At 61.9% G+C, this 13,189-nt stretch carries 12 protein-coding genes; 3 read left to right on the top strand and 9 right to left on the bottom strand.

What is annotated here, in order from left to right:
* Positions 1-200: 200 nt before the first annotated feature.
* Together map and M2400_RS25945 are read right to left on the bottom strand one after the other, a co-directional pair.
* The gene (gene map, locus M2400_RS25950) at positions 201-962 is read right to left on the bottom strand and encodes a type I methionyl aminopeptidase (RefSeq protein ID WP_259197370.1); all 762 of its coding nucleotides are present in this window, start codon (positions 960-962) and stop codon (positions 201-203) included.
* Entirely contained in the window at positions 959-1,162 is a 204-nt protein-coding gene (locus M2400_RS25945) for a ParD-like family protein (protein WP_177044150.1), read from the bottom strand. Before M2400_RS25945 ends, map begins: the two co-directional genes overlap by 4 nt.
* A 258-nt stretch (positions 1,163-1,420) precedes the next feature.
* Between M2400_RS25945 and ilvA the strand changes: the two genes are divergently transcribed.
* Both ilvA and M2400_RS25935 read left to right on the top strand, forming a co-directional pair.
* Positions 1,421-2,449, top strand: a complete 1,029-nt coding sequence (gene ilvA / locus M2400_RS25940) for a threonine ammonia-lyase, biosynthetic (protein WP_259197369.1) — start codon at positions 1,421-1,423, stop codon at positions 2,447-2,449.
* 229 nt (positions 2,450-2,678) lie between these two features.
* Positions 2,679-2,948 carry a DUF1652 domain-containing protein gene (locus M2400_RS25935; RefSeq protein WP_177078748.1) on the top strand — a complete coding sequence of 90 codons (270 nt, stop codon included), beginning with the start codon at positions 2,679-2,681 and terminating at the stop codon, positions 2,946-2,948.
* Between the two features lie 82 nt (positions 2,949-3,030).
* Here M2400_RS25935 and M2400_RS25930 read toward each other — a convergent pair whose 3' ends face one another.
* Positions 3,031-3,291 carry a DUF2790 domain-containing protein gene (locus M2400_RS25930; protein WP_177044147.1) on the bottom strand — a complete coding sequence of 87 codons (261 nt, stop codon included), beginning with the start codon at positions 3,289-3,291 and terminating at the stop codon, positions 3,031-3,033.
* 278 nt (positions 3,292-3,569) lie between these two features.
* Between M2400_RS25930 and aqpZ the strand changes: the two genes are divergently transcribed.
* The gene (aqpZ, locus tag M2400_RS25925; RefSeq protein WP_177044146.1) at positions 3,570-4,274 is read left to right on the top strand and encodes an aquaporin Z; all 705 of its coding nucleotides are present in this window, start codon (positions 3,570-3,572) and stop codon (positions 4,272-4,274) included.
* Here the strand turns inward: aqpZ and M2400_RS25920 are convergent.
* From M2400_RS25920 to M2400_RS25895, 6 genes are all read right to left on the bottom strand, one after another.
* On the bottom strand, positions 4,264-6,867 hold the full coding sequence (locus tag M2400_RS25920; RefSeq protein ID WP_259197368.1) for an autotransporter outer membrane beta-barrel domain-containing protein: 2,604 nt from the start codon (positions 6,865-6,867) through the stop codon (positions 4,264-4,266). The two genes, aqpZ and M2400_RS25920, sit on opposite strands and share 11 nt — an antisense overlap.
* Positions 6,868-7,022: 155 nt before the next feature.
* Entirely contained in the window at positions 7,023-7,961 is a 939-nt protein-coding gene (locus tag M2400_RS25915) for a carbohydrate kinase (RefSeq protein ID WP_177132964.1), read from the bottom strand.
* Positions 7,962-7,973: 12 nt separating this feature from the next.
* Positions 7,974-9,455, bottom strand: a complete 1,482-nt coding sequence (gene xylB / locus M2400_RS25910; protein ID WP_259197367.1) for a xylulokinase — start codon at positions 9,453-9,455, stop codon at positions 7,974-7,976.
* Between the two features lie 151 nt (positions 9,456-9,606).
* On the bottom strand, positions 9,607-11,088 hold the full coding sequence (locus M2400_RS25905; protein ID WP_177044142.1) for a mannitol dehydrogenase family protein: 1,482 nt from the start codon (positions 11,086-11,088) through the stop codon (positions 9,607-9,609).
* Between the two features lie 18 nt (positions 11,089-11,106).
* Positions 11,107-12,210 (bottom strand): ABC transporter ATP-binding protein, encoded by a 1,104-nt coding sequence (locus M2400_RS25900; RefSeq protein ID WP_177044141.1) that lies wholly within the window; start codon positions 12,208-12,210, stop codon positions 11,107-11,109.
* A gap of 147 nt (positions 12,211-12,357) precedes the next feature.
* Positions 12,358-13,188, bottom strand: a complete 831-nt coding sequence (locus tag M2400_RS25895; protein ID WP_003215312.1) for a carbohydrate ABC transporter permease — start codon at positions 13,186-13,188, stop codon at positions 12,358-12,360.
* Between the last annotated feature and the right edge of the window lies 1 nt (position 13,189).

The following is a 13,189-nucleotide window of genomic DNA, read 5'->3' as shown; positions in this document are numbered from 1 at the left end:
GGAGCTTGCTCCCGCTGGAGTGCGAAGCGCTCCCAAAGATCTTGGGGCCGCTACGCAGCCCAGCGGGAGCAAGCTCCCTCGCCACAGCAAGCTCCCTAGCCACAGCAAGCTCCCTAGCCACAGCAAGCTCCCTAGCCAGAGCAAGCTCCCTAGCCACAGACAGCAAGCCCTCTCACCACACCAACCTCCCTCACCACAGGTCATTCGCCGGCGCTGTGCTGCAACGTAAACACCTCAAACCCATCCCGCGTCACCGCCACGGTATGTTCCCACTGCGCCGACAGGCTGTTGTCCCGCGTTACCACCGTCCAGCCATCCTTCAGGCTGCGCACCTTGGCGCTGCCCTGGTTGAGCATCGGCTCGATGGTAAACACCATGCCTTCGCGCAGCTCCATCCCGGTGCCCGGACGGCCGAAGTGCAGGATCTGCGGCTCTTCGTGCATCTCGCGGCCAATGCCGTGCCCGCAATATTCACGCACCACGCTGTAGCCATTGCCCTGGGCATGGCTCTGGATGGCGTAGCCGATATCCCCCAGGCGGGCGCCGGGCCTGACCTGGCGGATCCCGGCCCACATGGCTTCGAAGGTCATTTCCACCAGGCGCCGGGCCTTGGGCGCCACGTTGCCGATCATGTACATCTTGCTGGAGTCGGCGATAAAGCCGCCTTTTTCCAGGGTGATGTCAATATTGACGATGTCGCCGTCCTTGAGCACGTCCTTGGCGCTCGGCATGCCGTGGCACACCACTTCGTTGATCGAGGTGTTGATGCAGAACGGGTAGTCGTACTGGCCCAGGCTCGCCGGCCGCGATTGCAGGTCATTGCGGATGAAAGCTTCCACGGCGCTGTCGATCTCGAGGGTCGACTGGCCGGCGGTGACGAAACCGTCGAGCATGGTAAAGACCTTGGCCAAAAGGCGACCGGCTTCACGCATCACCACGAGTTGTTCGGCGGTCTTGATCATTGACTGCGCCCCCGGATCAGGTCGGGCTTGTCCAGCAGCAATTTGTTGATCAGGTCGTTATAGGCCAGGTGCGGATTCAGTTCGGCGAGCAGGCCGATCTTGATCCAGAACTCGGCCTGGGCGTTGATGGAACGGTCCATGGCGGCGCTGGCCAGGCGGAGTTGTTCATGCAATTGGTCGGTGATCTTGACGATGCCCATGAGCTTCACTGTGCAGGGTTGATATATGAATCGTATATGTTTCGTATGCTCTGCGTAAAGCCTGGCGTTTCGCCATTGACTTGCCCCGCAGCGCCGGTTAATTTTGATTCATGACATTTCAAACCCTTCGTTGCCAGCCAAGCATTATTACCGCCATTCCTCATTTGGCGGGATAGCGCACGGCTGTACCCAAACCCGCCCTAGAGGCGGGTTTTGTTTTTCCGTCTCCAGGGCTTTGCAAATACCCAGGAGATAGCCATGAGCAGTCAGCCCCAAGCCCCCGGATTGCTTGAGCACTACGTAAAGAAGATTCTGGCCGCCCCGGTCTATGACCTGGCGGTGCGCACGCCGTTGCAGGCGGCGCCGGCGCTCTCGGCGTTGCTGGGCAACCAGATCCTGCTCAAGCGTGAAGACCTGCAACCGACCTTTTCCTTCAAGATTCGCGGCGCCTACAACAAGCTGGTGCAGCTCAGTGCCGAGCAAAAGGCCCGGGGCGTGGTCACGGCATCGGCGGGCAATCATGCCCAGGGCGTGGCACTGGCGGCCCGGGAACTGGGGATCAAGGCAACCATCGTCATGCCTTGCAATACGCCGGAGCTCAAAGTATTGGGGGTTCGCTCCCGTGGGGGCGAGGCGGTGTTGCACGGCGCAAGCTTCCCGTTTGCGCTGGCCCACGCGCTGCACCTGGCCGAGGCCTCGGGCTGCACCTTTGTCTCGCCCTTCGATGACCCGGACGTGATTGCCGGGCAGGGCACCGTGGGCATGGAAGTGTTGCGCCAGCAGCAGGGCCCGCTGGACGCGATCTTCGTGCCGGTGGGCGGCGGTGGGTTGATCGCGGGGATTGCCGCCTATGTCAAATACCTGCGCCCTGAAGTGCGCATCATCGGCGTCGAGCCCGAAGGTTCCAGTTGCCTGTTGGCGGCACTGCGGGCGGGCAGTCGTGTGGTGCTGCCGAGTGTCGACAGCTTTGCCGATGGCACGGCGGTGGCACAGATCGGCGCCTTCGGTTTTGAAATCTGCCGGCACCACGTGGATGAGGTGATCACTGTCAGCAACGATGAGCTGTGCAGTGCAATCAAGTTGATCTACGACGATACCCGTTCCATCACCGAGCCTTCCGGTGCCCTGGCGGTGGCCGGTATTCGTCGGTATGTCGAGGCAACCGGCCAGCGTGGAAAGACCCTGGTGGCGATCAATTCAGGCGCCAACATCAACTTTGATAGTTTGCGACATGTTGCAGAAAGAGTTGCAGCACAACCGCCGGTTTATGAAGTTGTTGTTAGTTAAACGTTTCATCGGGGCGTTTTCACGCAACTACCTTCAGTCGAAGTAAAAACGCTCTGTGCTTATGAGGAAAGGTTACAACGGGACCGAAAATTGCCGAGTAGGCTGGTGATTGAAAGACGTCTTCCAGGGTTGGCAAGACGTGTCACGCAGGCGCCTTGGCGTGCCTGTCGACGCCCAACAAGCAGCCAAATAAATCCATTGGCGGTCTCAAATAAAGGAGAGGTTAGCCATGCTTTCGGATCTAGAGTTACGCGGCATTATTGAAGGAAGTTTCCTGCCTAAGCGGTGTGAATGTACCAAAGCCGAAGACGCGTCGTTGACGATTAAAGTCTATGACGAGAAAGACCGGGACCGGGTGGACTTCGAGGTCAAGGGGATTCAGGCCGATAAACTCGACAGCAGTCGAGCCATCTGCAACCTGATCACAGGGTTGCGCGAAGACCTCAGGCAACATCAGGCTCCAGCCCTCAAACGAGCCGGAGCGCGTCCTTTCCATTAAACGAAACGGACGGTCGAGGTTCTGTCATCGAATAATCTGCGGGCCTGGATAAACGCCAGGCCCACTGTTATTTGCCGCTGGATCAATTCTGGAAGTCACAGGCTTCCGACATTTTGCGATAGCTCACGTCCTGGACTTTGCCGGCACTGTCGAGGTACTTGATATCGGCATTGATCACTTTGCAGACATTGGTATCGGTTTCGTGCATGGCAAGCACCTTCTGCACATCCATCTTCTCGCCGTAGTGGTAAGGCGTGACGACGGGGGCTGTATCAGCCTGCGCCATCCCCGTTACAGCCGTCAGGGCCAGTGCGCCACCGAGCATTAACGTACGCAGTTTCATGGTGTTTCTCCGCAAGTCGTTCGCTGACTCATCAACACGATGAGTGCGGCCGCCCTGGGCAACGGCTAAGGCCGTGCGAGTGCGGTCGATTCAACTCTCGTCCCGGGGGATTAACCATCGATTAATTGAGGCTTTGCTGACAAAAGCTTCATCTTCAGCGCATGGGTAATATCACTTCAATTAACCGGAAAAGTCTGATACGAGCCGGGCAAGTCCTCTTGCTACCGTCGCCACCGGGTCCATCAATCGGATGGCGTTGGCACTAGGTGGAATTGGATTTGCAAAAGAAAATCGCAGCAGAGTTTCTGGGGACGTTCTGGCTGACCTTCGGTGGCTGTGGCAGCGCGATCCTCGCGGCGGCGTTTCCGGAACTGGGGATCGGTTTTGCCGGCGTGGCCCTGGCCTTTGGCCTTACGGTGCTGACCATGGCGTATGCGGTGGGCGGTATCTCGGGTGCGCACTTCAACCCGGCGGTCACCATCGGCCTGTGGGTCGGGCGCCGCGTGCCGGGCGTGGATGTGGTGCCGTACATCATTGCCCAGGTCGCCGGTGCGATCGTCGCGGCCGCCGTGTTGGCGCTGATTGCCAGCGGCCGGCCGGGCTTTGAAATGGGGGCGTTCGCCGCCAATGGTTATGGCCCGTTGAGCCCAGGCGATTACAGCCTGCTGGCGGCGCTGGTGGTCGAGGCTGTGGCGACGTTCTTTTTTGTATTCATCATCATGCGGGTCACCGGGCCCGGCTCTGCCGCAGGGTTTGCGCCGATTGCCATTGGCCTGGCACTGACCCTGATCCACCTGGTGGCCATCCCCGTCACCAACACCTCGGTCAACCCGGCCCGCAGCACCGGCCCGGCGTTGTTTGCCGGCGGCGAGTATGTGATGCAGTTGTGGGCGTTCTGGGTGGCTCCGATTGTCGGGGCTGTAGTGGGCGCCATCGTTGCGCGGGCAGTGACGTGTCCGAAAGAGTCCGGCCCTACCAACTGACCCGCACCCCGGCATTGCCACTGACGCCTTCAAACGCATTGCTGTCCAGTTGGGTGTTGTAGTCCGCCGCCAGGTAAACGCTGAAGGTGGACGACAGCTTGGCGACAACACCTACGCCCAGGTCGGCGGTGGAGGACTTGTGATCGGTCTTGATTCGGTCAACATCGTCGTAGGTCACCGTGTCGCTGCCGCCAAAGGTGCGCCAGGCGTTGACTCGCACGTAAGGCTCGATGGGCGTGTTCTGCACCAGGTAACGCCCCTTCAGGCGTGCCCCCAGGCGGCCGGTCCAGTAGTCCTGGGAGTCGTATGAAACCTTGGAGATACCGTCGTTCTGGCTGTCCATGTCGATGTGCTGGTTGATCACCTGCACCTGCGGCTCCACCACCCAATGTTCCGACACGGCAATCGGGTAGCCAGCTTCCGCCGACAGCGCCAGTGCGTGGCCCTTGTTGTCGATCTTCACGTCACGCTCGGATTTGCTGTCACCGTCGAAGCGTGTGCCCATAGCCACCAGGTCCACGTACCAGCCTTTGGGGTCTGTGAGGGTCCAGTAGGCGCCGAAGTTGTCGCCGTCAAGCTTCACCCGGCCGGAACGTGTGTCCTCAAACCCCATGGCGAAGCCTTTGATGTCACCTTGCAGGTGGCTTTGGCCGATGAACAGGCCGAAGCGTTGAGTCTGGCCGCCGCTGGTCTCGGAGGCGTAGAGGTCATGGCCCACTTGATAGCCTTTGATGGAGCCGTCGAAACTCGGCGACACCGTGCCGGTCCAGCTTTTGTTGAAGTCACTGCCATAGGCGCGGCCCCAGCCTGCCGGCGCTGTTCCGGTTTCACTGAGCAGGCTCTGTTCGCCCTGACGGTCATGAAAGGTGCCAAGGGCTTGTAGTGTCATCAACTGCGCCGCCGGGACGACCACCGAGTACACCGGCACTTCCAGGCGGTACAAAGGAATTGGCTCGGCACCGGCGACGGCGGTGGGCAACACCGGATTGCTCGCTGCCGACTCCGGCGAGTTGGCCGCCGCAACCTGACTGGGCGGCGGAGCAGGGGGCTCGACCGGCGCGACGGGCTGCGAAGTGGGCGGCTCCACGGACGGCTCATCCGGGTCAACCACCGGCGGCACGGGTGGGATGGGTGGCACGGGCACCACCACCGGTGGCGTCGGTGGCACGGGTGGAACCGCTGGCGGTTGCACGGCAACCACCGATGAACGCAGGTACCAGTTGTTTTCCGTGCCAGCGGTAACACCGCCCTTGAACAGCAGGTATTCATAGGCTCCGGCAGACACCGAGCCTTTAAGCGCAAAGGCGTCGGTGCTGCTGACGGCGCCATTGAGTGCCTGCACCACCTCGATCCCGTTATTTTGCGTGAACCCACCCGCGCCGCCGAGGTTGGTTACCGTCAGTTGGGTATGCCCGCTGATGGTCCCGTCTGACACCACCAGCTTGTCGCTGGCGGAGTTGTCGTCACCGAGCACCGACTGAAGCCACAGCTGGCCATTGTTGCCGACGTAATTGCCATACACCGTCAACGTATCCGTGGCGCTGTTGCTGCGGCTGGTCATGTCGAGGGTGCCGGCGTTATTGAGGGTCGCCAGGGCGCCCGCGGTGTAGGGGCGGATACTGCCTTGGGTCACGCCCAATGTGCTGCTGCCGTCGATATTGAAGGTGCCGGTGTTGCTGGCACTGTCGCCGAGGAAAAAGTCCCCGGCCAGGTCGAAGCGCGAGTTGTTGTTGAGGTTCACCGTCTCCCATCCGATATACCGTGCGGCGGTGCTGGACGTGGTGTTGTCGAAGGTCAGTTGGTCGTTGCCCAGGCCGCCATCGATGGACGGCGTTGCGCTCAACAGGCTTTCATTCAGGCCGCTGAGCCGTACGGTGTCGTCGCCGTCACCCATCAGCACCGCCGATTTGATCTGGCCGCCATTGGTCCAGTTGAACGTGTCATTGCCGACACTGGCGCGGATCTCGCCGGAGATGACGCCGCCGCTGACGCTAATGCTGTCATCGCCGCCGCTGGTACTGATATTGCCGCCGATGGTGCCGCCGGAAACGATGATCTGGTCGATGCCAAAACCGGTCACCAGGTTGCCGAGGATCGCGCCGCCGGACATGTTGTAGATATTGTTGTCGAGCTTCATGTCCACCCGGCCGATGGTGCCACCGGTCTGCTGCGCCACATCGCCGTCTTCAAACGCGCCAACGATGGTGCCGCCACTCATGAAAAAGGTGTCACGGCCATCGCCCTGGGCCAGGGACTGAATCTGCCCGCCGCTCATTACGAAGTCGTCGATGCCGGCGCCTTGCTGGACCGCGCCGGTAATCAGCCCCGAGCGGATTTGCACCGCGTCCTGGCCTGCGCCGAAGGTGACGCCGCCATTGATGGTGCCGGAGCCGCCTGCCGGTAGGATCAGGGTGTTGTTGCCCAGCAGGTCGGTGAGGCCGGCGCTGCTGCCGCTGTCGCAGGTATAGGTGTCGTTGCCCGGGCCTGGGGTGAGCACGCAAGCCGCGTGGGCTTGCTGGGGCGTGATGTAATGCAGTGAGAGGATGCCGACAGTCAAAACGGCGCGATTGCGAAAGGTCCGTCTATTGCCCATGGATCTGTCCTGCTTTTGTTATAAAAACTGCACGTGCCTTTCGGTCTAGTACAGTTTTTGACACAGTGCAGGTTTTTTGGACCGGTGGCAGTAGGGCTGAAAGCCACGTAATACGTGGCCTTCATGATGGCACATTGGTCCTTGCGGGACGTTTGTCAGTCCAACTGATGACGGTAAGGCAAGTCCGGGCCGGTCTTGCTGCAGGTCAGCGCCGCCGCACGGATGGCGAAGGTGAGCATGCCGCTGATCTGCTCGCGGGACAGCTGTTGCAGGCCCTCGACGGAGTCCAGTTGATGTTCCGTGAGCCAGGCAATCAAGGCGGCCTGGAAAGTGTCCCCGGCCCCTACGGTATCGGCCATCACCACCTTGACTGCCGGTGCCGACCAACTGCCGTGCTGACGGCTGAACACGGTTGCGCCGTCGCCGCCACGGGTCAGGAACACCAACTGGCAACGGTGCTGCAACCAGCCTTGCAGAATGCTTTCCGGTGCCTGGCCGGGGTAGAGCAGGTGCAGGTCTTCATCACTGACCTTGATCAGGTCGGCATGCTTGACCAGCTCGGCCACCCGCTCGCGCCACAGCTCGATGTTCGGCTGCGGGTTAAGGCGTACGTTGGGGTCGAGGCTGATCAGGCGCTTGCCGCTTTCCCGGCGGACCAGCGCCAGCAAGGTGTCGGCAATCGGCTGCACCACCAGTGAAAACGAGCCGATGTGCACGCCACGCACGTCGTCGCCCAGTGTCGGCAAATGTTCAAGCTGCAACTGCCGGTCGGCGCAACCTTCGCCACGAAAGCTGTATTGCGGTGAACCATTGGCACCCACGGCCACCATCGCCAGGGTAGTGGGCGCTGCGAACTCCAGCAGGTAGTCCTCACGCACACCTTCCTCCTTGAGCACCTGCAACAGGCGCCGGCCGAGGAAGTCGCTGGAGATCCCGGCGAAGAAGCCGGCATCAATGCCCAGGCGACGCAAACCTACCGCGACGTTGAACGGCGAACCGCCGGCAATCGCCTTGTAATTGACCAGGGACGCCTTGCCGCTGGCATCGTCCTCGCTGAAAAAATCAAACAGCGCTTCGCCACATACCAAATACATATTCGTTCGCTCTTAAAGGGATGCCACGTGCTGTTGATAACGCTCATACGCCTGCTGATAGGCGCTGACGCTGCCGGCATCCGGCACCGTGCGGCTGGCCGCGTCGACGCTGACGCAACGCTGGCACAGCTGCGCCAGGCTCTCACCGGACTGGCACCACGCCGCCTGGATCGCCGCGCCCAGGGCCGCGGCTTCGCTTTGTTCGGTGCAGATGACTTCGGTGTTCATGATATCGGCAACCATCTGCCGCCACACCGGGCTTTTCGAGCCGCCACCGATCAGGCGGATGCTCTGGCTTTGCAGGTCGGTCTGGCGCAGCAGGTCCAGGCCATAGCGCAGGCCGAACGTGGTGCCTTCGACCACCGCGCGGCACAGGTTGGCGCGGGTCAGGTTGGTCATGGTCAAGCCATGCAGGCTGCCGGTGGCGTGGGGCAGGGCGGGCACCCGCTCGCCGTTGAGGAACGGCAGCATGCTCACCCCGTCGGCGCCAATCGGGGCCTCGGCCACCTGGGCGTTGAAGGCCGCCAGGTCGAGGTCGAACAGTTCGCGGATCACTCCGGTGGCGTTGGTCAGGTTCATGGTGCAGATCAACGGCAGCCAGCCGCCGCTGGACGAGCAGAACGTCGCCACCGACGCCTGCGGGCTGACGTTGGCCTGGTCGGCAAAGGCATACACGGTGCCGGATGAACCCAGGCTCATGGTGATCACGCCGGGGGCGATATTGCCGGTGCCGATGGCGCCCATCATGTTGTCGCCGCCGCCGCTGGACACCTGGGCATTCGGGTTGATGCCCAGGCGCTCGGCGATGGCGGGCAGGACAGTGCCTACTGGCTGGTTGGCCTCGATCAACTCGGGCAACGCGGCTTCCAGGCGCCCGTCGGGGTCGATATGGCGCAACAGCGCCAGGTCCCATTCCCGGGTGCGCACGTTGAAATAGCCGGTGCCCGAGGCATCGCCGTATTCCGCGCAGGCGCGGCCGGTGAGCCAGTAGTTGAGGTAGTCGTGGGGCAGCAGGATATGGGCGATGCGCGAGAAAATATCCGGGTGCTGTTCGCGGGTCCACAGCAGCTTGGACACGGTGTAGCCCGGGGCGATGGCCACGCCGAGGCGCTCCAGGGAGCCGCTTTCGCCGCCCAGATGCTGCAGCAAGCGATCGTTTTCCGGCGTGGTTTCGGTGTCGCACCACAGTTTGGCCGGGCGCAGCACCTGGCCTTGGTCATCCAGCAGCACCAGGCCGTGTTGCTGGCCGGAGACGCCGATGGCGAGGATGTCCTGGCCGTCCACGCCGGCCTGTTGCAAGGCGCGGTGGGTGGCTTCGGTGAAGGCGTCGAGCCATTCCTGGGTGTGCTGTTCGCGGCGCCCGTTGGCGCCGCTGAGCAGTGTGTGGCTGGCGGCGCCCAGGCCCAGGACTTTGCCGCTGCCGGCGTCGAGGACGATGGCCTTGGTGCCCTGGGTGCCGCAGTCGATGCCGAGGTAGAGGTTTTGCTGGGTCATGATCGTCGCTCAGCAGTGTTGTTTTTGGAGTGAGAATGCGATCAATGTGGGAGCTGGCTTGCCTGCGATGGCGGTCTTTCAGCCAGCAACCATTTAGCTGATACACCGCTATCGCAGGCAAGCCAGCTCCCACATTTTTGATTCGGTTCCGTCAGTGGATATTGGCGAGCAGCCGCTCCAGCGTTTTACTCACACCCACATCCTGCAGGCTCTCGAAACACCGCTCAAACGCTGCCACAAACGCAGGGGAGTTGGGAATAGCCGTACCAAAAATCTCTTCCACCCCCAACAGCCGCTTGCTGATCAACGCATCGTCCGTCACCAGCCCTTGGCAAAACTCGGCGCGGGGGTCCGGAATGCGGAAGATTACGCCATTCTCATCCACGCCTTTCAAGTACAGCGCCCACGCCGCCACCACCAGCGCGGCGCGCTCGGTCTCGCGGCCATCGGCGATCAGGCGGTTGATGGTCGGGACGGTGAACTTGGGAAACTTCGACGAACCATCGGAACACACACGCTCCAACTGATCGGCAATCGCCTGGTTGGAAAAACGGTCCACCAGGGTCTGCTTGTACTCGGTCAGGTCGATACCCGGCACTGGCGCCAGGTTGGGCGTGACGTCCAAGTCCATGTAGGCGCGCATGTAGGCCACGAACAACGGGTCGTTCATGGTCTCGTGGACGAAGCGATAACCCTTGAGGAAACCCAGGTACGTCAGCGCCAGGTGACTGCCGTTGAGCAGGCCGATCTTCATTTCTTCGTACGGCGTCACGTCATCGGTGAACTGCACGCCCACCGTCTCCCACGCCGGGCGACCGTTGACGAACTTGTCTTCCAGCACCCATTGCACAAACGGCTCGCAGACCACCGGCCAGGCATCGTCGATGCCGTGGTCGTCGTGCAGTTGCAGGCGGTGCGCGGTGCTGGTCATCGGGGTGATGCGGTCGACCATGGCATTCGGGAAGCTCACATTGGCCTTGATCCACTCGTGCAGGTCAGGGTTGTGCAGCGCGGCAAAGGCCAGCAAAGCCTTGCGGGTCACGGCGCCGTTGTGGGGCAGGTTATCGCAGGACATCACGGTAAAGGCTGCAACCCCGGCGGCGCGGCGCTGGGTCAGCGCGGCGCAGATAAACCCGAACACGGTTTTCGGCGAGTGCGGGTTGGCCAGGTCATGCTGGATCTGCGGCAGGTTGGCCATGAACTCGCCGTTGCTGTCGTCGATGCAGTAGCCGCCTTCGGTGATGGTCAGCGAGACGATCCGAATCTGCGGGCTCGCCAGTTTGTCGATCAACGCCTGGGCACCGTCTTCGGCCAGCAGCATGTCGCTGATGGAGCCGATCACGCGCACTTCGGTGTCGTCGGTGTCGCCCAGCTCATACAGGGTAAACAGGTAGTCCTGGCCGGCCAGGTCGTCCCGGGCCTTGCGGTCTTCGCTACGCAAGCCCACGCCGCAAATGCTCCAGTCCAGGCCGGTGCCCGTGTTCATCAGTGCATCGGTGTAATACGCCTGGTGGGCGCGGTGGAACCCGCCGACGCCGATGTGCGCGATGCCTTGGCTTGTGTTGGCGATCGCATAGGCCGGCAACTGCACTTCAGGGGCCAGTTGCGTGAGGTTTTGCTTGTTCAGTTTCATCAGGAAATTCTCGCGAAATCAGGCGGCGGCGCGCAGCGGACGGGCCACGGCAACGCCGTCAGCGTCGAACAGGTGGCATTGGGTCGGGTCCAGGTGCAGCTGCAGGGTTTCGCCATACTGGCTGGCCATGTCGCCACGGATACGCAGGGTCAACGGCTCTTTGCTGGCGGTGATCACGTGGCAGAAGGTGTCGCTGCCCAGGCGCTCGCCGACGTCGGCGGTAACGGTCAGGGTGGCCTGGCCGGGGGAGGCGATTTCCAGGTGTTCCGGGCGAATGCCCAGGGTCACCGCGCTGCCGACACTCAAGGTCGCGCTGCTCAGGGGCAGGCTGATGCGCCCGCCGGCGTCCAGTTCGACTTCGCAGCCTTGTGCGTCCACGCGGGTGACCTTGCCTTTGAGGAAGCCCATTTTCGGCGTACCCAAAAAGCCTGCGACAAACAGGTTGGCCGGCTGGTGATACAGCTCCAGCGGCGAGCCCACCTGTTCCACACGGCCGCTGTTCAGCACGACCACCTTGTCGGCCAGGGTCATGGCTTCGACCTGGTCGTGGGTCACGTAGATCATGGTGGCCTGCAGCTCTTTATGCAGGCGCGACAGCTCCAGGCGCATCTGCACCCGCAGGGCGGCATCGAGGTTGGACAGCGGTTCGTCGAACAGGAAGATCTTCGGGTTGCGCACAATCGCGCGGCCGATGGCGACCCGCTGGCGCTGGCCGCCGGAGAGCTGCTTGGGCTTGCGCTCAAGCAGCGGGCCCAGCTCCAGGATGCGCGCCGCTTCGTTGACCTTGCTTTCGACAATCTTCTTGTCGACGCCGGCCAGGTCCAGGGCAAACGACATGTTTTTGCGCACGCTCATGTGCGGGTACAGGGCGTAGGTCTGGAACACCATCGCCAGGTCGCGCTTGGCCGGGGTGACTTCGGTGATGTCGCGGCCATCCAGCTCGATGGTGCCTTCGCTGACTTCTTCCAGGCCCGCAATCAGGCGTAGCAGGGTGGATTTGCCGCAGCCCGACGGGCCGACGAACACCACGAACTCCTTGTCGTTCACCTCAAGGTCGATGCCCTTGATGATGGAGAAACCTTCGAAGCCTTTTTGCAGATTCTTGATTTTCAGGTTGGCCATGATGGGCCTCCGCTTGTTGTTATTCGCTAGAGCCAAACACGTTAGCTGTAGGAGCCGGCTTGCCGGCGATGAGGCCCTTGAGCCTTGCGGCGACCTTGAGATCGCCATCGCCGGCAAGCCGGCTCCTACAGAGGTGTGGTTTGGCCGTTATTTCACGGCGCCGAAGGACAAACCGCGGACCAGCTGTTTCTGGCTGATCCAGCCAAAGATCAGGATCGGCGCACAGGCCAGGGTCGACACGGCAGACAATTTGGCCCAGAACAAGCCTTCGGGGCTGGAGTAGGAGGCGATCAATGCGGTGAGCGGCGCGGCGTTGGACGAGGTCAGGTTGAGTGACCAGAACGCCTCGTTCCAGCACAGGATCAGCGACAGCAACACCGTGGAAGCCAGGCCACCCTTGGCGATCGGCAGCAGCACCCGGACCATTTCCTGCCACAGGGTGGCGCCGTCCAGGCGGGCGGCTTCGAGGATGTCTTTCGGGATGTCCTTGAAGTAGGTGTAAACCATCCAGACCACGATCGGCAGGTTGATCAGGGTGTAGATGATGATCAGCGCAATGCGCGTGTCCAGCAGGCCAAAGCTCTTGGCCAGCAGGTAGATCGGCATCAGCACGCCCACCGGCGGCAGCATCTTGGTGGAGAGCATCCACAGCAGCGTGCCCTTGGTGCGCTTGGTCTCGTAGAAGGCCATGGAGTAGGCAGCCGGCACCGAGATCAGCAGGCACAGGGCGGTGGCGCTGAACGAGATCAGCACCGAGTTCCAGGCGTAGCTGAAGTAGTTGCTGCGCTCGTTGATGTGCAGGTAGTTCTCCAGCGTCGGCGTGAAGATGAACTGCGGCGGGGTGGCGAACGCGTCGATTTCGGTCTTGAAGCTGGTCAGCACCATCCAGAAGATCGGGAAGAAAATCAGGATCGCGATGGCCCAGGCCAGGGTGCCGAGCAACACGCTTTGCAGGCGGCGGGATTGTTGAAGCGTCATG

The organism is Pseudomonas sp. BIGb0558, assembly GCF_024807515.1.
Taxonomy (GTDB): Bacteria; Pseudomonadota; Gammaproteobacteria; order Pseudomonadales; family Pseudomonadaceae; genus Aquipseudomonas; species Aquipseudomonas yamanorum_A.
This window is presented reverse-complemented; position numbering and strand designations above follow the sequence as displayed.

Coding starts and splice junctions, on each gene's coding strand:
- M2400_RS25915 (WP_177132964.1), bottom strand. CDS start 7,961: ATGTATTTGGTATGTGGCGAAGCGCTGTTTGATTTTTTCAGCGAGGAC.
- xylB (WP_259197367.1), bottom strand. CDS start 9,455: ATGACCCAGCAAAACCTCTACCTCGGCATCGACTGCGGCACCCAGGGC.
- M2400_RS25935 (WP_177078748.1), top strand. CDS start 2,679: ATGCTTTCGGATCTAGAGTTACGCGGCATTATTGAAGGAAGTTTCCTG.
- M2400_RS25900 (WP_177044141.1), bottom strand. CDS start 12,210: ATGGCCAACCTGAAAATCAAGAATCTGCAAAAAGGCTTCGAAGGTTTC.
- M2400_RS25930 (WP_177044147.1), bottom strand. CDS start 3,291: ATGAAACTGCGTACGTTAATGCTCGGTGGCGCACTGGCCCTGACGGCT.
- ilvA (WP_259197369.1), top strand. CDS start 1,421: ATGAGCAGTCAGCCCCAAGCCCCCGGATTGCTTGAGCACTACGTAAAG.
- M2400_RS25895 (WP_003215312.1), bottom strand. CDS start 13,188: ATGACGCTTCAACAATCCCGCCGCCTGCAAAGCGTGTTGCTCGGCACC.
- M2400_RS25920 (WP_259197368.1), bottom strand. CDS start 6,867: ATGGGCAATAGACGGACCTTTCGCAATCGCGCCGTTTTGACTGTCGGC.
- M2400_RS25905 (WP_177044142.1), bottom strand. CDS start 11,088: ATGAAACTGAACAAGCAAAACCTCACGCAACTGGCCCCTGAAGTGCAG.
- map (WP_259197370.1), bottom strand. CDS start 962: ATGATCAAGACCGCCGAACAACTCGTGGTGATGCGTGAAGCCGGTCGC.
- M2400_RS25945 (WP_177044150.1), bottom strand. CDS start 1,162: ATGGGCATCGTCAAGATCACCGACCAATTGCATGAACAACTCCGCCTG.